Source organism: Bacillus sp. LLTC93 (genome assembly GCF_002993125.1).
In the GTDB taxonomy this organism is placed as follows: domain Bacteria; phylum Bacillota; class Bacilli; order Bacillales; family Bacillaceae; genus Bacillus; species Bacillus zhangzhouensis.
The window spans coordinates 309,157-328,391 of record NZ_PVME01000003.1 but is presented as its reverse complement, the minus strand read 5'-3'; the positions used below and the strand labels follow the sequence as shown (position 1 = coordinate 328,391).

At 39.4% G+C, this 19,235-nt stretch carries 23 protein-coding genes; 14 read left to right on the top strand and 9 right to left on the bottom strand.

Annotation, left to right across the window (positions count from 1 at the left end):
- The first annotated feature begins 59 nt into the window (after positions 1-59).
- Complete coding sequence (locus C6W18_RS11135; RefSeq protein WP_105927588.1) at positions 60-1,889, top strand: PAS domain-containing sensor histidine kinase; 1,830 nt, start codon at positions 60-62, stop codon at positions 1,887-1,889.
- A gap of 25 nt (positions 1,890-1,914) precedes the next feature.
- Here the strand turns inward: C6W18_RS11135 and C6W18_RS11130 are convergent, their stop codons facing one another.
- Positions 1,915-3,087, bottom strand: coding sequence for an aminotransferase A (locus tag C6W18_RS11130; RefSeq protein ID WP_105927587.1), 1,173 nt, complete (start codon positions 3,085-3,087; stop codon positions 1,915-1,917).
- Between the two features lie 292 nt (positions 3,088-3,379).
- On the opposite strand from C6W18_RS11130, the gene C6W18_RS11125 reads away from it, so the two are divergent.
- Complete coding sequence (locus tag C6W18_RS11125) at positions 3,380-4,264, top strand: cation diffusion facilitator family transporter (protein WP_034325154.1); 885 nt, start codon at positions 3,380-3,382, stop codon at positions 4,262-4,264.
- A gap of 69 nt (positions 4,265-4,333) precedes the next feature.
- Here C6W18_RS11125 and C6W18_RS20055 read toward each other — a convergent pair whose 3' ends face one another.
- Complete coding sequence (locus C6W18_RS20055) at positions 4,334-4,486, bottom strand: hypothetical protein (protein WP_189318080.1); 153 nt, start codon at positions 4,484-4,486, stop codon at positions 4,334-4,336.
- A 301-nt stretch (positions 4,487-4,787) separates the two neighbouring features.
- On the opposite strand from C6W18_RS20055, the gene C6W18_RS11120 reads away from it, so the two are divergent.
- The 3 genes from C6W18_RS11120 (at position 4,788) to C6W18_RS11110 (ending at position 7,744) form a co-directional block, all read left to right on the top strand.
- Complete coding sequence (locus C6W18_RS11120; RefSeq protein ID WP_105927586.1) at positions 4,788-5,327, top strand: RDD family protein; 540 nt, start codon at positions 4,788-4,790, stop codon at positions 5,325-5,327.
- Positions 5,328-5,451: 124 nt separating this feature from the next.
- Complete coding sequence (locus C6W18_RS11115) at positions 5,452-6,762, top strand: MFS transporter (RefSeq protein WP_105927585.1); 1,311 nt, start codon at positions 5,452-5,454, stop codon at positions 6,760-6,762.
- A 73-nt stretch (positions 6,763-6,835) separates the two neighbouring features.
- Entirely contained in the window at positions 6,836-7,744 is a 909-nt protein-coding gene (locus C6W18_RS11110) for a chemotaxis protein (RefSeq protein WP_034325151.1), read from the top strand.
- 36 nt (positions 7,745-7,780) lie between these two features.
- Here C6W18_RS11110 and C6W18_RS11105 read toward each other — a convergent pair whose 3' ends face one another.
- The 4 genes from C6W18_RS11105 to C6W18_RS11095 all read right to left on the bottom strand — a co-directional run bounded on the left by C6W18_RS11105 (position 7,781) and on the right by C6W18_RS11095 (position 9,586).
- Entirely contained in the window at positions 7,781-8,242 is a 462-nt protein-coding gene (locus C6W18_RS11105) for a YkyB family protein (RefSeq protein WP_105927584.1), read from the bottom strand.
- Positions 8,243-8,494: 252 nt separating this feature from the next.
- Positions 8,495-8,785 carry a helix-turn-helix transcriptional regulator gene (locus C6W18_RS20295; RefSeq protein ID WP_223251687.1) on the bottom strand — a complete coding sequence of 97 codons (291 nt, stop codon included), beginning with the start codon at positions 8,783-8,785 and terminating at the stop codon, positions 8,495-8,497.
- A 77-nt stretch (positions 8,786-8,862) separates the two neighbouring features.
- A complete protein-coding gene (locus tag C6W18_RS20290; RefSeq protein ID WP_262982647.1) occupies positions 8,863-9,027 on the bottom strand; it encodes a cupin domain-containing protein in 165 nt (54 codons plus the stop codon).
- A gap of 343 nt (positions 9,028-9,370) precedes the next feature.
- The gene (locus C6W18_RS11095; protein WP_034324450.1) at positions 9,371-9,586 is read right to left on the bottom strand and encodes a hypothetical protein; all 216 of its coding nucleotides are present in this window, start codon (positions 9,584-9,586) and stop codon (positions 9,371-9,373) included.
- Positions 9,587-9,780: 194 nt separating this feature from the next.
- On the opposite strand from C6W18_RS11095, the gene C6W18_RS20050 reads away from it, so the two are divergent.
- Positions 9,781-9,957 carry a hypothetical protein gene (locus C6W18_RS20050; RefSeq protein WP_189318079.1) on the top strand — a complete coding sequence of 59 codons (177 nt, stop codon included), beginning with the start codon at positions 9,781-9,783 and terminating at the stop codon, positions 9,955-9,957.
- 64 nt (positions 9,958-10,021) lie between these two features.
- On the opposite strand, the gene C6W18_RS11090 is transcribed toward C6W18_RS20050, so the two are convergent.
- From C6W18_RS11090 to C6W18_RS11080, 3 genes are all read right to left on the bottom strand, one after another.
- Positions 10,022-11,299: an MFS transporter gene (locus C6W18_RS11090; RefSeq protein ID WP_034324448.1), complete on the bottom strand. Its 1,278-nt coding sequence runs from the start codon at positions 11,297-11,299 to the stop codon at positions 10,022-10,024.
- Positions 11,300-11,372: 73 nt separating this feature from the next.
- Positions 11,373-11,870 carry a L,D-transpeptidase family protein gene (locus C6W18_RS11085; RefSeq protein WP_034324445.1) on the bottom strand — a complete coding sequence of 166 codons (498 nt, stop codon included), beginning with the start codon at positions 11,868-11,870 and terminating at the stop codon, positions 11,373-11,375.
- 156 nt (positions 11,871-12,026) lie between these two features.
- The gene (locus C6W18_RS11080; protein WP_034324442.1) at positions 12,027-12,884 is read right to left on the bottom strand and encodes a metallophosphoesterase; all 858 of its coding nucleotides are present in this window, start codon (positions 12,882-12,884) and stop codon (positions 12,027-12,029) included.
- A gap of 139 nt (positions 12,885-13,023) precedes the next feature.
- Here C6W18_RS11080 and fadH point away from each other — a divergent pair, with 139 nt between their 5' ends.
- The 8 genes from fadH to ccpC all read left to right on the top strand — a co-directional run bounded on the left by fadH (position 13,024) and on the right by ccpC (position 19,228).
- Positions 13,024-13,788: a 2,4-dienoyl-CoA reductase gene (gene fadH / locus C6W18_RS11075; RefSeq protein ID WP_105927583.1), complete on the top strand. Its 765-nt coding sequence runs from the start codon at positions 13,024-13,026 to the stop codon at positions 13,786-13,788.
- A gap of 64 nt (positions 13,789-13,852) precedes the next feature.
- Complete coding sequence (locus C6W18_RS11070; RefSeq protein ID WP_105927895.1) at positions 13,853-15,073, top strand: EAL domain-containing protein; 1,221 nt, start codon at positions 13,853-13,855, stop codon at positions 15,071-15,073.
- Between the two features lie 263 nt (positions 15,074-15,336).
- Complete coding sequence (locus tag C6W18_RS11065; protein ID WP_105927582.1) at positions 15,337-16,233, top strand: manganese catalase family protein; 897 nt, start codon at positions 15,337-15,339, stop codon at positions 16,231-16,233.
- Positions 16,234-16,417: 184 nt separating this feature from the next.
- Entirely contained in the window at positions 16,418-16,660 is a 243-nt protein-coding gene (locus C6W18_RS11060) for a YkuJ family protein (RefSeq protein WP_003212254.1), read from the top strand.
- Positions 16,661-16,804: 144 nt separating this feature from the next.
- Positions 16,805-17,320, top strand: coding sequence for a ribonuclease H-like YkuK family protein (locus C6W18_RS11055; protein ID WP_105927581.1), 516 nt, complete (start codon positions 16,805-16,807; stop codon positions 17,318-17,320).
- Positions 17,321-17,469: 149 nt separating this feature from the next.
- Positions 17,470-17,661, top strand: a complete 192-nt coding sequence (gene abbA, locus C6W18_RS11050) for an antirepressor AbbA (protein WP_003210802.1) — start codon at positions 17,470-17,472, stop codon at positions 17,659-17,661.
- 145 nt (positions 17,662-17,806) lie between these two features.
- Positions 17,807-18,250, top strand: a complete 444-nt coding sequence (cbpB, locus tag C6W18_RS11045) for a cyclic-di-AMP-binding protein CbpB (RefSeq protein ID WP_034324432.1) — start codon at positions 17,807-17,809, stop codon at positions 18,248-18,250.
- A gap of 96 nt (positions 18,251-18,346) precedes the next feature.
- Complete coding sequence (ccpC, locus tag C6W18_RS11040) at positions 18,347-19,228, top strand: transcriptional regulator CcpC (RefSeq protein WP_099728658.1); 882 nt, start codon at positions 18,347-18,349, stop codon at positions 19,226-19,228.
- Positions 19,229-19,235 lie beyond the last annotated feature (7 nt).

The following is a 19,235-nucleotide window of genomic DNA, read 5'->3' as shown; positions in this document are numbered from 1 at the left end:
CTTTTTTATACATCAATCTAAGGACAACCCTAAAAAAATAAAAGGAGGGTCGGACGACGATGGAACAAAAAATGAAAGATTCGAATCAGCTGTATTCGAATATTGATTTACATGCCGTTCTTTCTTCTAATGGCCGCTTTCTCTACATTTCTTCCAACTGTAAGCAGCTTTTGCTCTATGAACAAAAGGATGTACTGGGGTGTTTTTTGAAGGACTTTGTTCATAACGAAGATCAATTTCTCGTCGAAAGTTATTTCTACAATCAGCACATGCTAGAGATTTGCCACTTTAGACTGCTAAGAAGTGATCTTACAGCTGTTTGGATTGAAGCAAGCATTGATTTTGTTGCTTGTGAAGGTTTAGACAACGAATTAGGTAGAGAAATGATCCTGAAAATGAGGGTGCTGGACTCTGAGCCTCAAAAAGCAGCATTTCAAACAACATCAGACGTGTCAGAACAGTCGTTAGGCAGTCTACCGGCTTTCCAAAATGTTAGTGAAGCTGAAAAATTGATTGCCATGCTGCCAAATCCGTTATGTATTACGGCGCTTGGGAAAATTGTTTATGCGAACGATGCGATGCTGCGATTAATGGGGGTATGCACAAGAGATGAAATGATCGGCAAGTCCGCGTTTGATTTTATTGCCGAGGAATACCATGACATTGTCAGAAACCGAATTACAAGGCTGCAGCAAGGCCTTCCGGTCGGAATGATTGAGCAAGAATGGAAGAGGAAAGATGGAAGCAGCATTCACATTGAAGTAAAGTCATCGCCTACAATCTATCAAAATCAGAGGGCAGAGCTCTTGCTCTTAGTGGACATCTCATCCCGTAAAAAATTCCAAACCGTCCTTCAAAAAAGCCGAGAGCGGTATCAGCTGCTTATCCAAAATTCAATTGATACGATTGCGGTCATCCATGATCATAAATGGGTGTTTATGAATGAATCGGGCATTAAATTATTTGAAGCCGAACATTACGATAAATTAATAGGAAAGGATATCTTTCATCAAATCCATTCTTGTGATCAGCAAAAAGTCAAAAAGAGCTTGTCGCGTATTATTGAAAGATCATCAGATTCTGAGATTGTCACGATGAGCTGCCATACGTTTAAGCACAAGCTGATTTATACAGAAATGGTTTGTATCCCAACAACATTCTTTGGAGAAACAGCCGTTCAAATTATTTTAAGAGATATATCCGAACGAAAGCAGACAGAAGAACTGATGCTGCGCTCTGAAAAATTATCGATTGCAGGCCAATTGGCGGCGGGTATTGCACATGAAATAAGGAATCCATTGACGGCCATCAAAGGCTTTTTGCAGCTCATTAAACCGAAAACAAAAGATCGTGATCAATATTTCGACATTGTTTTCTCTGAGCTGAGCCGGATAGAAATTATATTAAGTGAGTTGTTAATGCTCGCGAAGCCGCAGCAAACTGCATCGATGCAGACCCTTGATTTGAAAAAAATCATCAGTGAAGTCACGGCTTTGTTAGAAACACAGGCCAACTTAAATGGAATTTTAATGAACACAAGTGACATTGAGGAGGATCTCCTGATGAACGGGGATCAAAATCAGCTCAAGCAGGTGTTTATCAATTTAATCAAAAATGCTGTAGAATCCATGCCGGACGGAGGAAAGGTAGACATTACGGCCAAAGCAGAAAGAGATGGGATACTTGTCACCATTAGAGACGAAGGAGTCGGCATTCCTGAATCAGTCATGAAGCGAATAGGAGAGCCCTTTTTAACCACAAAAGAAAAGGGCACTGGACTCGGCCTCATGGTGACCTTTAATATTTTAGAAAATCACAACGGGACGATCCGTGTCGACAGTCAGCCTGAGAAGGGCACCGTGTTTCACATCATGTTTCCTGCAAAATAAAAACAACGGCAAGAGAGCCGTTGTTTCATCCGTCTGTTGAATGTATAGAACGTTTTTCAAGTATAAATTGTTCTAGGCGGTCAAGTCCTTCTTTCAGCGTTTCAAGTGAATATGCATAGGAAAGGCGCACATACCCCTCGCCTAATGGAGAGAAAGCAGAGCCAGGTACGACAGCAAGTCTTGTACTTTCTAACAGCTCCATGCAAAAATCAAATGAACTCATCCCAAACGATTCAATGGATGGAAAAATATAAAAAGCGCCAGAAGGTTTAATGACCGGAAGCCCCATAGAAATGAGCCGATCATATACATAATCGAGTCTCTTCTTATATTGCTCTCTCATGATGAGTGCATCATCCACACCATTTGTCACGGCTTCAAGTGCCGCCTTTTGTGAGACAGCCGAGGCACAAGACACGTTATATTGATGTACTTTTAATACATGTTTAGCAATTGGAGCTGAAGCAAATAAAAAGCCAATTCTCCATCCGGTCATGCTATGAGATTTTGACAGTCCGTTGATCACAATGGTCTGTTCCTTTAGGAAAGAGGCAATTGAATGATGCGGGCGATCAAATGTCAGCTCACTATAAATTTCGTCGGATAAAATAAAGATGTCCTTTCCTTCAAGCAGCTGGGCAATTTCTTTCAATTCTTCTTCTGAAAGTGTGACACCTGTTGGGTTTGAAGGGTAAGGAAGGACAACACACTTTGTCTTTTCCGTTAATGCATCCTCAATCAGCTTGGCATTTAATTTAAAGCCAGCATTCGTTGTGTCGATATGTACGGGCGTCCCGCCACACATTCGAATGATCGGTTCATAGCCAGGGTAAACAGGTCCAGGTAAAATGACCTCATCACCCTCAGTCAAAATGGTTCGAAACGCAGCATCAATTGCTTGACTTGCACCTGTTGTGACAATGATTTCTGACTCTGCATCATAATCAAGATTCACTTTCTTCTTGATGTAATGCTGGATCGCTTGTCTTAACTCTAGGAAACCAGCATTATGAGTATATGAGGTGAAATTCTCGTCAATGGCTGCTTTAGCAGCTGTTTTGACATGATGCGGCGTATAAAAATCGGGCTGACCTATAGTCAATGAAACGACATCCTCATATGACGATACGAGATTTGAAAATGTTCTAATGCCTGAAATTTCAATATCCTTTACTCTTGGATTCAGCAAATGCTCCATTTCTCATCACCTTAAAAATTTATGTTTTTATCCTATTTTACCATTCACTGCATAAATGTCACCTGCGGAAGGGCATCGGATATCATTATATGTAGTCTATTCTCCTATACATCACAGCATGTGTGATATATGAAGAAAGAGCAACATTTATTATAGCGTAACCAGCTCGGAAAATACAGGCTGTGATGAAGATGATTAGAAAACGTCAAAACTGCGTAAAATGAAAGAACGTGAGATTCAAGTCATGGGAATTGCTTTCACAGACATACGATCTCCTGAAGGAGGACGATAGATGGAACAATCAGCGAAGACATCGAAAATAGCGTTTCTATCCGTGATGAGTAACACATTTGTTGTCATCCTAAAAATCATTGTCGGGCTGTTAACTGGATCTGTTGCTGTTTTATCAGAGGCCATTCATTCCTTTCTCGATTTAATGGCATCTTTTATTGCATTTATTTCTGTTCGTATTTCAAGAAAGCCAGCAGATTCAAAACATCCTTATGGACATGGAAAAGTCGAAAATATTTCTGGAACCATTGAGACCCTGTTGATTTTTGTTGCTGGCATTTGGATTATATACGAATGTGTTCACAAATTAATGCATCCAGAGCCCGTCAAGCTGCCTGTTCTTGGCATTGTGGTCATGCTGTTAGGCGCGCTTATCAATTTTGTTGTATCGAGAGTCGTGAACAAAGAGGCAGAGCGAGTACATTCTGTCGCCATGAAATCCAATGCGCTGCATCTTTTAACAGATGTTTATACGTCATTAGGGGTGGCATTCAGTTTATTACTTGTGGCATTAACAGATTGGTATTTCCTTGATCCGATCATTGGTATGGTTCTGGCCCTCTTTATTATGCGTGAAGCGTTTAAACTCATGAAGGAAGCCTTCCCGCCACTTGTAGACGCTCGGTTAACACCGGAGGAAGAACAATCAATTGAAGCCATCATTCAAGCATTCAGCCAAGAATTTATTGAATACCATGATTTTCGAACAAGACGGTCTGGTGCAGAAGAATATATTGATTTCCATTTGATTGTGGATGGAAAAACAACCATTGAAGATGTTCACCAATTATGTGATCGAATCGAAGAGAGGATTCAGCATGAATTTCCGCATGCGCAAATCTTTATTCATGTGGAGCCTGAAAGTGAAAGAAGTTCACAAACGTAAAAAAGGCGATCAACCTACCTACAGGTTGTATCGCCTTTTTTTACGCTTCATCTATGAAATGAAATCAAATCAATATCCATAAGCAGTATCGTAATCTTCATACCAAGAGATATAAGCTGCGTCTTCATTTGACAAATCATGCTTCATGTCTAAAAAATCAGCTTCGCAAATATCTTCAATCACAGTCATTTCGTTGTTCTTTAATAGTACGACAGTTCCCATCATGAACACCTTTCTTTAAAAAATCCTTGACTATTGTACCATGTGAAGCCCGATTGTCAACAGAAGAATCGAGACAAGACAAAAATATCACAAAATGTTAAAAAATCAGGAGGTAAAAGAACTAGAAGTGCCATGATTTTCACAAATTTTCAGTATTTATTCACATAAATCCTTCAGGGCAAACTGATCTAAAATATATGTAAAAGTGTAAAGCTCCATTGATCTTGCTATATTCATAAGATATAATAACGAATGATTATAAGAAATTTATAGAAAACATACATAATAAAGGAGAAATAGGATGGAAACAAACATAACAGAACCACACATTCAAGAAAAGAAGCATCCTGAGCTAGCAGGAGTGGGCTATCGTTTTCTTGCACACCTTTTGGACGGTGTCATTATCGGTGTTCCTTATGCCTTCATCATGTTTATTTTGGGGACACTCTTTTTTGTCTCAAGCCCAGAGGCAGCATTGATGTTAGATGATGACAGCTATTACTATTCCACAACCGTTATGACGGATGAAGAATGGGCTGTCATTATGGGACTTATTTTTTTCTACGTAGCAACGATCTTAATTGGTATCGTGGTGACATGGCTTTATTACGCCATTATGGAATCATCAAAACTGCAAGGAACTCTTGGTAAGATGGCTCTTGGGATCAAAGTCACAAAAGTAACGGGCGAAAAAGTGACATTCGGAAGAGCAACAGGCCGCTTTTTTGCAAAAGGCTTTTTGTCTCCAATCTTATGTATTGGCTACATCATTGCCTTTTTCACAGAGAAAAAACAAGCACTTCACGATTTGATTGCAAGTACCATTGTTGTGAAGAAATAATGAAAAAAGCACCTCTGCTATATAGTAAGGGGTGCTTTTTGCATAGATAGCTTGTATGGAAGAGGGGAACGTCACATAAAGTAGATTGATAGTGAAAAATAAGGCAGGGAAGGGAGACAATATATTGAGAACAGGAAAAAAGACCGTTCAGAAAAAAGGGGCAGGCTTCGGGCTGTTTTTGACAGCACCTGTTTTGGCCTGGGCACTATATGATTTCGCAAATACGATATTTTCATCAAATATGATCACCATCTTCTTCCCGTTCTATTTGCAGGAAACGATAGGGGACAGTGCGAGAATGGACCAGATCGCCAGTACCTTTATTTCTTATGCGAACGCACTAGCCAGCTTTTTCCTTGTAATTTTTACGCCTTTATACGGTGTGCTAATCGATCGTACAGGGAAAAAAAAGCGCTACATCACGGTGTTTACCCTGATTTGTATTGCTTGTACGTTGATGATGGGGATCTTTGCTGGGATTGATTTCTCAAACGAATGGTTTGGGCTGCCAGTCTCCTTATTAGTGGTCGTCACCTTGTTTGTGATAGCGAAATTTTTCTATCACTCTAGTCTTGTTTTTTATGACACGATATTACCTGACCTTGGGACAAAGGATGAAATACCTCTTATTTCTGGATTTGGCATTGCTGTCGGCTATTTAGGGACACTTGTCGGCCTCTCTGTTTATTTACTGGTTGGAAATGACCAGTTTCATGAAGCCTTTATCCCAACAGCTCTTTTATTCTTTCTCTTTTTTCTCCCCTTTCTCTTTTTTGTGAAAGACCCTCATCCGCTGCCACAGCAAGTGAAAAAAGCGTCTTTTTTCAGCGGGTATAAAGAGATTATTCACACGTTAAAAGATATGAAGCAATACAAGCCAGCTTTTATGTTTATGATCGCCTTCTTTTTTATGAATGATGCCTTACAGACAGCGATTGCGATGATGGCTGTTTATGCCAAAATTATCATTGGCTTTACCGCTGGGCAATTTATTTTGCTTTATCTTGTGTCCACGATTTCAAGTATCATTGGCTCCTTTCTATTTGGATATATCACAAAAGCGATTGGGGCAAAGCGCTCGATTACAGTCGTTTATGTCATTTTAATCGTTGCGCTTATCCTAGCTGTGACAGCTTCAACCGAATGGGTTTTCTGGGTAGCGGGCAGTTTATTTGGGATCTCACTTGGCGCGAGCTGGGGGGCATCACGGATATTGATAATTGAGCTAACACCTAAGGAAAAACGAGGACAATTTTTTGGTCTCTTTGCATTTTCAGGGAAGGTGTCTTCAATTGTCGGACCGATCATTTATGGTTCAGTCACACTGCTATTTGCAGAGCACGGAAATTTCGCAAGCCGTCTTGCACTAGGGTCTTTACTCATCCTTGCAGCGATAGGACTTGTAATTCATCAATTCGTACGAGAGAAAGCGTAAAGAAACGTCAACTTTTTACCCATGCTGCCGATATAAAAAGTACAATCTTATATTGAAGAATAGAGGGATTTCCGTGGCTTTAAACAAACAAGAAATTTTACTTGACTCTGGTACAAATGAATTGGAAATTGTGAAGTTTGAAATTGGTTCAAATCAATTCGGCATTAACGTGATGAAAGTAAGAGAAATCATTCAGCCAGTTGAGGTGACGGTTGTACCGCACTCTCACCAAGACGTAGAAGGTATGATTAGTTTACGAGGCGAGATTTTACCAGTCATCAATCTATTTTCCTTTTTTAATGTCGAGTCAGATCAGTCCGAACAAGAGAAGTATATCGTGACTGAATTCAACCAACGGAAATTTGTGTTCCATACAGGAACGGTTTCACAAATTCACCGCGTCAGCTGGGAAGAGATTGAAAAGCCAACTGCACTCAATCAAGGCATGGACCGTCATTTAACAGGCATTATTAAGCTTGATGGGAAAATGATTTTCCTTCCAGATTACGAAAAAATCATTTATGATATTGAATCCGCTTCTGGAGTAGAAACGTATCATATGTTTGACGGTGAGAAAGACGAGAGAAGAACAGGGAAGAAGCTGTATGTCGTTGAAGATTCTCCGCTTCTCATGCGTCTATTAACGAATGAATTAACTGAAGCAGGCTATAAAAACATTGTGACCTTTGAAGATGGCAAACAGGCATATGACCACGTCATGGATCTTGTCAGCAAAGGAATCAGTGTGACTGACGAAATTGATATGATTATTACAGATATTGAAATGCCAAAAATGGATGGTCATCGATTAACAAAACTGCTAAAGGAAAACCCTTTAACGGGTTCCATTCCGATTCTTATCTTCTCTTCGTTAATCACTGAAGATTTGCGGCATAAAGGAGAAACAATCGGTGCAGATGATCAAATTAGTAAACCAGAAATTCATCAGCTCATTGAAAAGGTTGATCACTTTATTATCTAAAGAAAAAACCACTCGGCCTGAGTGGTTTTTTTCTGTTTAAAAATAACTTTCCCCGAGTCGTTTGAAGACGGGTTTCGTATAATGTGATTTTTGTTTTGTGGCGGCAGGTTTTTCTTTTAAACCGACATACGTTTGAAGGATGTGTTTTGCTCGGTTTAATGACATATTCGCTTTCGGATTGCGATATGATTGATTTAAATTTCCTAAGTGTGGCAAAAATTCGAAGTCTTCTTTGGTTGGTGGCAGGTGAAAATAATAATCTCCAATTTCAATCAGCACGTCTGACTGTTGTTGACTATATTTGGGATTGTTAGAGAAATGTAGGCCCACTTTTTTTCCTTTACCTTCTTGCAATAGTTTTTGCAGCGCACGTTTTTTCAAAAGATAAAGAAACTTGGGATTTGGTGCGGTTTTAGCATGGCGGTTAACAGTATAAATGGCTTTTGCGATGTTTTCTGCTGTAGGTTCTATGTCTTTAGTATGAGCATAATCGTCCATTTTTTCTCTCCTTTGTCTTTCGTCTTCCTGTGCTTAGTATAAATTATACGTTTTTATTAGTAAATTGCAAATAGAGTTATTGTAAAAAGCGATAGGACTCCATCGCTTTTATTTACAATAGCCATTCATAATGATTTTGAAACGTGGTTGAATGTAAAAAGGGCAGAACCACCATCTTCATAGCAAAAACACCATCATACATCCGTCTTCATATCTCATGTAGCCGTGTCAGCTGAAAAGAATGTGACTCTTTTAATTTCTATATGCTAAAGGTGTCGTATTTTTTATTCTTTTAAAAACACTAATAAAAGAGCTTGTACTGTTGAAGCCTACTGGGTAGGCGATTTCTAGTAGATTTAAATCCGTCTCTTGAAGCAAGATGAGGCTTTGTTGAATTCTATACTCATTGACATAATGCAGGAGTGATTTCTTTAGAATATCTTTGTAGTATCTGCAGCATTCAGAGCGGATTAGCTGTCCTGCATGAACGATATCTTGAAGAAGTACTTTTTCATGATAATGCTGATAAATCCATATGAGCATGTGTTTCGTACGTTCATTTTTATTGTGTTTACTGGTGTTTGAATCACCTGCATATAACGATGAACGAACGTGGTGAATCATTCATTGGCTGTGATGAAATGAGAAGAAACGTTTAAACAAATATATGAACATGTCGTTCCATTGGCGTCTTTTGCCATGCCGCTGTTGATAAATACACCGTCTCCTTCCTTTATAGATAAAGTGTTTTCATTGATGTGAAATTCAGCCTCGCCCTCTAAAATAAAGACAAATTGAAATTCGTCATGCCAGTGGAGAGGGGGACAGCTTGTATTGTATATATGATTTTATTCATGACACTGTATCAGCTCAAAAAACAGAAGAAGGGTGAGTGATCATAGAAGGAGCAAAAGAGAGACCTAGATTTGGCTTGAGGTAATGGGAGTTCTTAGAAGAATTGATGGAAATGAAATATATATAAAGTGAACTATTAGATCATGATAACTACCTATTTAAATAAATGGGTAGTTTCTCAATTTGTATGTCTTTCTTATGTTGAGTCATGATTGCTTCTGAAACCTACCATATGCTAGACAACAAAGTCGAACATATGGCTTGAAAAATGGACTATTTTGTATGACTAGAATAAGCGCAATAAAAACAACCATTAAAATCAGTGTCATTCGTCATTTTTTTGGCTTCTTCAATGGCGCTTTCACCATTCATGTGCAGACCAATCAATGTACGGCTTGAAGCATCTCCTAGAAACGCACAATCTTCTGTATGTACAACATACTGTCCATGATCATCTTTTGAATGAATAAAATAATAACTTTTTAGCATACCCCTCACCTCCAACCTGACCATCCTACTATAAAACTTCCAATAATGTAAAGAATTTTTATTAAAATTGTTGCTATTTTATACACGATCATGTTGTTTTAAACACAATCAAATGGTTGATAAAGTAAATAAAGTTATATAATGTATATAAGAGGTTTGATCAGTGTACATAATAAAAGAAAGGACTGTTTATCTTGAAAGATATTTTAACTCCTTTATTGGTCGCATTTGTCGTTGGAGGCATTGTGTATGTGGTAGATGATCAGCCCATTCATCCTTTTTTTCTCTTCCTTATCCTATTTATTAGTATTTATGCAGTCGAAAGAATCGTTCATTTTGCTTCCAATCATTTCGATGAACAGAATAAGTAAGCGTCGTTTGTGTTTCAGCAATGAAAAAAGGACTTTCTATAGGAGAAAGTCCTTTTTGCTTCATTTATTGAACTCCTTGGCCTTTTAATTCACGCTGTACATCTAACTCAGCAGCTTCTCTGCTGAATTTTGGCAGTGTAATGAAGTAAAAAAGGAAGACGAGTAAAATAATCATGCCCATTCCGTAATAAATATAAGAAATATTTGTCACGAGCTTTGGAAATAGTACCGCGATTAAACCTAACGTCATTGATTGGGCAAACATAGTAAGCGGATCAACCCATCCTGACACACGTCCCATGAGACGAGGGTGGACGATTCTCGGCAGCCAGCCGCCAATGACAATGTTGATTGGACCGATGCACGTTCCAATGACAAATGATGTAACATAAAATAACCACAATGTATGGGTAGAACCAAGTACAAAAATAAGAATGCCTGCAATCAGAATTGGAATCGACATGAGATATTGCATCTTTACCTTTTTAGCGAGGACAGAGCCCATTACGCTTCCAACAAGAAGCCCTGCACCGATCGCTATCGTAAAGAATGATGTATGCAATTCAAAGTGATCTGGTGAAAGACCATATTTCATTGTAAACATTGGAAGGACTGCAAATGCGCCATTGACAAGACCGAAAACAAAGAAGCCAAAAATTAAGGAAGCCAGTAATTTATTTTTTAAAATATAAATAATGCCTTCTTTAAAATCCTTAAGAGACGTTTTAATCGTCATACTTCTCCAGCCTGCTTGTCCATTTGGCTGACGCGCTTCCATTGGAATGTTACATGAACGAATCAGGATGCCGGAAATAATAAAACTGATCAAATCGATCGTAATGGCACCATGAAGACCAATGGTTTTATACGTAATAGCACCGATTCCAACACCAAACACCATAAATAAACTAAATAGCATTTGATTTAAGCCAGCGGCTTTTGCGTATTGATCTTTATTTAAAATCGCCTGTACGAGAGATGCTTCAGCTGGATAGAAGAACTTCGTAACGGCACTTCGTATAAACAAGATCAAGAAAATAAGTGGAAGTGAATTAAAATAAATAACGATAAATAAAACAATCGTCAGCCCAGCTCGTATCCAATCACAATTCTCTGCGACTTTTTTACGATCAAAACGGTCTGCGACCACACCGACCATAAAAAAGACAAAGATGGTAGGTAGTGAATACATTAACTCTGCCAATGTGGCGTAGGCGGGCTGTTGACTAAAATGGTCGAGCAAATAAAAGGCAAACGCCATATTGCCTACTGTTGTCCCCATTTGCGAGGCAAGTGCTGCAAAAAAGAGACGAACAAAATTTCTGTTTTTAAAAATATCCATAATTACGCTCCTTAACCTGAAGATCCCACTTTATATCATATAAAATTTTAACCATTCATACAATTGATTTCTCCTACTGGCTAATGGTCACAGGTGTTCCATTTGGAACGAGTGAAGCAAGTTCAATGACATTCTGATTATACATGCGAATGCACCCTCTAGAAACAGCTTTACCAATTGAAGAAGGGTTATTCGTACCGTGAATGCCATAATGGATTTTCGAAAGGCTCAGCCAATAGGCGCCAAAGGGACCTCCTGGGTTTGGCTGTCTGTTGACAATATAATAAGAACCTGTCGGTGTCATATTTAATATTTTTCCTGTTGCAATCGGGTACGAGCGAATGAGCTGTGATCCAGAAAACAAAACGAGACGTTTCATTGAAATCGAAACAGAGATGCGGTAAGGGATCGTGCTAGGATCCGGTAACCCTGGAATAATGATGACCTCATTTTGTACTGGCTCGCGAGCCTGAAGTGACGGATTTGCAGCCTTTAAGGCATCTGTCGTTGTTCGAAAATCAAGCGCTATAGAAGCAAGTGTTTCTCCACTTTTCACCGTGTATCGTAGCACCAAAGGACACTCCTTTTGCTCAAATAAAAGAAGCCATGATGCCCGTCACCGATATACTATATGGACGGAATCAGGCCCAGTAAGGTTTCTCCTAACATTTGTCATGAGAAATATCTTTGATTATACATATGCAAGAGAGGGCGGTTTGGCTTCTGTTTACACATGAGATGTTAATGTGAAATAGGTTAATTCAGGTTTGGCTAAAAACCGAAGTGGCAGTCTTGTTGTCCCGAGTCCGCGGTTGACATAGATGCGGTGCTGATAGCTGCCGTATAAACCTTCTACATATGTATGGCCATAAGGTGCTGTGAGAATTGGTCCATAAAAAGGAAGCTGTATTTGACCGCCATGCGTATGCCCAGAGAGCTGCAAGTTAATGGGCGTTGCGTTCAGTTCTAGTGCAGCATCAGGCTCATGTACGAGCAGTAAAGTAAATAAATCAGAGGATACTTCCCGTTTGATGAGGTCGTAATCTGGCACGCTCATCATGAGGTCATCCAGTGTAGCGATCTGAATGTGCACACCTTCTTTTTCTAAAAGAAACACATCATTTTTACATAATGTAAATCCACAAGCTTCCATCGTTTCTTCATAAAGCTCCACGCCAAATGGTCCGTAGTCATGGTTTCCACATATCGCCAGCTTACCAAACGGAGCATGAAGTTTAGTCAAATAAGCTTTGGCTTTTTCATGTTCTTCAATTGATGCTTGAAAATCAACAAGATCACCTGTGAACACAATGAGGTCTGGAGATTCAGCATTGATTTTCTGGACGACGGCTTCTAGATCCTTAGCAGGAAATGTATCACTTAAATGAACATCACTAAATTGGGCAATTTTAAACTGATCAAATGAAGCTGGAAGCTGAGCATCTTGAATGGTCAGTGACACGGCATCAATTATGTGTGGCTCGATGTATCTGGCATAGCCATATCCACATGTTGTAGCCAAAAAGCCTAAAATACTCGCACCAGCTGCTCCTTTTAAAAACTGTCTGCGGGAAAGTTGCTTCATATAAGACTCCTTTAAAAATAAAATTAAGTATAGCATGATCTGTGTTAAATCTCCCATATGGTGCATGGAGGGGAAATCATGATATGATAGGGAAATAATGAATGAATAGCCATTCAAATTATACAAAGGGGGAGAACAAATGACGAAACAAACAGTGATTGTCACAGGAGGATCTAATGGGATGGGGAAGGCGATGGCTACCCATTTGGCACTCGGAGGCTGGAATGTTGTGATTACTGGAAGAACAGAAGAAACGTTGGAAAAGACCGCAAATGAAATCAAGCAGAAAGGTGGATCGGTTGGTTACTTCCAAATGGATGTGCGAAACCCAGAGGATGCTGATCAAATGGTAAAGTTTGCTGTGGATACATTTGGTGATGTTGATGCGCTCATCAACAATGCGGCGGGGAATTTTTTGGTCCCGGCAGAAAAGCTGTCTCCTAACGGCTGGAAAGCGGTCATTGATATTGTGTTAAATGGCACATTTTTTTGCAGTCATGCAATGGGCAATTACTGGATTCGTCAAAAGAAAAGGGGAAGTATGATCAACATGGTAGCCACTTATGCATGGGGTGCTGGTGTAGGTGTGGCGCATTCAGCAGCAGCAAAGGCAGGTGTTCTGTCTCTTACTCGAACGCTTGCAGTAGAATGGGGAAAGCAATACCGAATTCGCGTCAATGCGATTGCACCAGGACCAATTGAGAGAACAGGCGGTGCTGATAAACTGTGGGAATCTGAAGAGGCAGCGCAAAGAACATTAGATAGTGTCCCTCTTGGCAGACTGGGCACACCAGAGGAAATTGCAGAGCTTGCGGCCTTTTTATTATCTGAACATGCGTCTTATATTAATGGAGATTGTATCACGATGGATGGAGGTCAATGGCTCAACCAATCACCATTTTGAATGACCGTGTAAGACCTGCTTTTGATGTGGTATAATCACACAAAGAGAGAAGCAGGTGATGAAAATGGTCGATCCATTGGATATTTTAACGAATATTGAAGATGTTTTCCCGCACTATCAAGCGATCTTCAGTGCGGAAGAGCAAAAAGTGATAGGCTATGAAATTCTAGGAAGAATGAAGCTTGAGTCTGACACGGTTAGCCTAGGCTCCTTCTTTACGGATTCATCTATTCCTGACGAATATAAATTGGAAGTAGATCAAAAAGTACTTAGTCAAGCACTTGATCTCTTCACAACGGCTGATGAAGATTTGCTCATTTTTATTAATCATGATGCCAATGTCCTTATGCTTGATCATGGCGAAAGCTTTTTAGCGTTTTTAAAGGAATATGAAGCAAGAGGCATTCAGCTTAACCGGTTTGTCATTGAATTTACTGAACATACGTTTAGCGGCGACATTGAACAGCTTTACCATACGTTAACGTATTATCGTACATATGGGATCAAAATCGCCGTATCTAATATAGGAAAAGAAAGCAGTAACCTTGACCGGATTGCCCTGCTTTCACCCGATCTATTAAAAATAGATTTACACGCATTAAGGGCATCCGCACCTTCCCCTTCCTATGAGTATGTCTTGTATAGCATTTCATTGCTTGCAAGAAAAATAGGAGCGGCCTTAATTTATGAGGACATTGAAGCAAATTTTCAGCTGCAGTATGCATGGAGAAATGGCGGGAGATATTTTCAAGGGTTCTATCTGCATGAGCCTACGGCGGAATTAATCGACCGTAACAAACGAAAAGATCAGCTTAGAGAAGAATTTCAACAATTTATTGCCCATGAGAAAAAGAAACTTCAAGCTGTTTACGAACATTCTGAAACATTTTATAAACGAATTCACCAAGCTGTCACGACCTTAAAAAAATCATGCAGCACAAATGATGAACTCATACAAAAACTGGCACTCGAACTAACAGATTGCAGCTTTCGGATTTATATGTGTAATGAGGAAGGCTTTCAAATCACTGGAAATGTGTTTAAAAAAGAAGAAGAATGGCTATTTCAGCCGGAGTATATAGAGAAAAACTGGAGCTGGCGCCCTTATTTCCTATCGAATATTCTTCAAATGAGAATTAGCGGGAAAGGGTTTTTCAGCGATATTTACAGTGATTTAGAAACCGGGGAGCGAATACGAACGTTTTCTTATCCGTTAGAGGGAGACATGTATTTGTTTATAGATCTTCCATATGCCTATCTATATGAGCAAGATGGATTAATTTAAAAGCAGCCAGAGCGGCTGCTTTTTTTTGATAGAAAAAAGAAATAAAAAAATGGTTGACAATGAAACTGATAATCATTATCATTTAGTTATAGAGAGAAGCTACTCTCTGTTCCCCAACCCCTCTATCAGATCAAGATCCAAAAAACTTGGCGCTACCCCCGCCAAGTTTTTTTTGTGCTTCAATCTTTTCCTTTATGCATAGGACATCCCAAATCCTCCATACATCTTAAGTGATGATAGTTAGACGGTAGGAGGGAAAAGTCATGATCAAACGTGACAAGCGGCTGCTGATTGATTTGCCAAGACCAGATCACCCAGATGCAAATGGGGCCGCTGCTGTGCAAGAATTACTCGGCGGGAAATTTGGTGAAATGTCCACATTAAATAATTATATGTTTCAATCCTTTAACTTTAGAGGGAAACGAAAACTCAAACCGTTTTATGACCTCGTATCAAGTATTACAGCTGAAGAATTCGGTCATGTAGAGCTTGTGACAACGGCTGTGAATCTCATGATTACCGGGACCACCCATGGCGGAGATCCAGATACGACACCGATGAAGGCGGCTGTCGATAAACGAAATACACAGCATTTCATTCAAACGGCACAAACAGGCTATCCGTTTGATTCAATGGCAAAACCTTGGACAGGAGAGAATGTGTTCTCAAGTGGTAACCTGATTCTTGATCTTCTTCATAATTTCTTTCTTGAATGCGGGGCTCGTACGCATAAAATGCGTGTATATGAAATGACGGATCATCCTACGGCAAGAGAGATGATCGGATATTTACTTGTCAGGGGCGGTGTGCATGTTGTGGCATATGCAAAAGCGCTTGAGGTAGCCACAGGAGTAGATGTAGGGAAGATGCTGCCGATTCCAAACCTCGATAACAAATATTTTGACTCTGCGAGAAAATTTGAAGATCAAAACATGCATACGAAGCTTTACACATTTAGTGATACAGATTATAAGGATATCAGTAAAATTTGGAAAGGCAGCCATCCGATTGATGGAAAGCCGCTGACAGTCATTGAGGGCACCCCGCAAGGTGCACCTGTACCAGATTATAGAGAATTACCGGAAGAGTTTGCCCCGGGCATTTCAAAAGAGGATTTTGACGAAATTGCCAAACGGCTCATGAGATCTGCCGGTTTATAAAAAACATCGTGTATGAGATGAGAAAAAAGACTCAAAATAAAAAAACAGATTCTTTTTCTTTTTTTGAATTCAAGAGGAAAAATATCATCTGAGAACACTTTATGGTATGATGCTTTGTAGGACTTGTGTATAATCAATACGGGTTCATCTTGAGTTGTTTTTTTGAAAGGAGTCTTTTTTTAGAATGTCACAATTAATGGGTATCATTACAAGGCTGCAAAGTCTTCAAGAGACAGCAGAAGCTGCAAACGAGCCGGCACAGCGTTATTTCGAAGTGAACGGTGAGAAAATCTGTAGTGTTAAGTATTTCGAAAAGAATCAAACGTTTGAATTGACTGTTTTTCAACAAGGGGATAAGCCAAACACTTTCCCGTTTGACAACATTGATATGATTTCGATTGAAATTTTTGAGCTTCTACAATCCTAAGCTGAATCTTATGAAATGTTTTTTCTGAGGATTCCTTCGTTTATTGCGGCAATATACACTTGTCATCATAGGTGATGTACAAATGGAAGATGATCAATCAGCGCATTTTTCGGATAAGAGACCATTAAAAAGGAGTTCCTTTCTGTGAGTGATTCTTTTTTCTACAATCTTTCTGAAGATTATTTAGCGTTTTCTGATGTCGTCATGAGAATGAAAGACTTTATTCGAAAAGACCCTAGATCCGTCTATGTGTTATCAATTGGTACGGATTCTCAGGTTAATCAGAATGTCACAAAATTTATGACTGCAATTCATCTTCACCGGGTTGGCAAAGGAGCTTGGGGCTGTCTCACACAACAAGTGATCAGCAGGCCTGTGCAAAGTCTTAGAGAAAAAATTTCATTAGAGACAGCGTTTAGCCAAAAGGTATGTGCAGACATCCTGGAGGGTCCTTTAACAGAACTGATGGATTTGCTTCTTCCGTTTGCTGAGGAAGGGGCAGACCTCCGTTTTGAAGCCCATCTAGATATTGGCAAAAAAGGAAGTACGAAAGAGCTGATTCAGGAAATGACCGGAATGATCACAGCTATGGGAATTGAAGCAAAAATAAAACCCGACTCATATGCAGCATTTTGCTATGCCAATCGATACACAAAATAAATTCCGTCATTTTTCTCCAAACCTTGTCGAAACGTGCGGTTGACGATTCGATTCTAGTTCCTTATTCTAGCTGTATAGAGAGGAAGCAGACATTCAAAAGCCTGCTAATCAATATAAAAGCATATATGAAACAGGGGGCCTGATGTTGAATGAGCGTCATCGAAAATCGTTTTAATGAAGAAGAGAAAAAGCTATTATTAAACGTATTGCTGAATCAGGAATATGCTGTCGAATTACTAAGCAGTGAGATCAATGATATAGAATGTGGGACAAAAAATGTCGACGACAATACGTATAAGCAATTGATCACATTGTATGACAGAGTAAGATTTGAGAATTAATATCGGTTTAACATTCTATTAGATACTCGAGGCTGAGTATCTTTTTTATGCAGAAAAAATCTTTCGACAAATTTCGTTTTAGTTTATGCTTAATATGAAAAGGGAATGTATGATTGATGATCGAGAGAAAAGGGGTCGAAGAAACATGATAGAGATAGAACCGACTCAATTACTTGAGTCAACAGTAGCCGAGCATATGATTGATGCAGATAAAGTGGCACATGTTCAAATTGGAAATAATCTTGAGCATGCCCTCTTGGTCCTGACAAAAACAGGATATACAGCCATACCCGTATTAGATGCTTCTTATCATCTACACGGGTTAATTGGAACGAATATGATCATGGATAAAATCTTTGGTTTAGAACGAATTGAATTCGAGAAACTGGACCAATTGAAGGTAGAAGAGGTCATGTTAACAGATATTCCAAGACTCAAAACGACTGATCCTGTGCTAAAAGGTGTTCACGCTGTGACGAATAATGGATTTGTTTGTGTAGTAAATGAGGAGCAAGTATTTGAAGGAATTTTTACTCGACGTGTTGTATTAAAGCGCTTAAATGAGGTCATTCATTCCGCAAAAAAATGAGCTGAAGCCCAGCTTATTTTTTTTGCCTTCATAAGTTAAAGTTTATATAATGATCATATGGAATAAGAAAAACTTATAGAGGGAAAGGGGACGCCCATGCAGCTTCAAGAGTTACATATGCTTGTTGTGCTAAGTGAAGAATTGAATATGAGAAAGGCTTCGGAGCGGCTCTTTGTCTCTCAGCCTGCATTATCTCAAAGGTTGCAAACGATCGAAAAGGAATGGGGAACTAAAATCTTTTTTCGTTCACAAAAAGGGTTGACCGTGACTTCAGCAGGTGAACAGATTATCCAGTTTGCAAAAGAGGTCACGACGGAGCAAGATCGTGTGAGAGAGAGAATCGATGAGCTTGAAGGAGAAATTCATGGCACACTCAAACTTGCGGTTGCGTCCATTATTGGACAGCACTGGCTGCCAAAGGTGTTAAAGCGGTATGTCGAAAAATATCCAAATGCCAAAGTATCACTCGTCACCGGCTGGAGTAGTGAAATGCTCAAAAGTTTGTATGAAGACCATGTGCACATTGGGATTATTCGTGGAAACCCTGATTGGAAGGGGACAAAAGAATATTTGATGACAGATCATTTATATTTAGTTGATTCCGTAATCAAGGACGTGGATGAGTTAATTGAGACAGAACGACCGTTTATTCAATTTAAAAGCGACAGCACCTATTATCAGGAAATCCAGCACTGGTGGCACCAAAAATTTAAAGTGTCGCCAAAGCAGACGATTCTTGTGGACCAAATTGAGACATGTAAACAAATGGCTTATCATGGCATCGGTTATGCCATTTTGCCTTCTGTCACCTTATATGACCACGAAAAAAGTGTTCATAAAACCCCGCTCGTTGATGTAAATGGAGAGCAAATCGGACGTGACACATGGCTTCTAGGCTATGAAGCGTCTTTTCAGTTAAAACAGGTTCAAGCATTTGTTGGTGTGGTGAAAGAAATGCTTGAAAGTGATGCGGTGTAAGTACCTT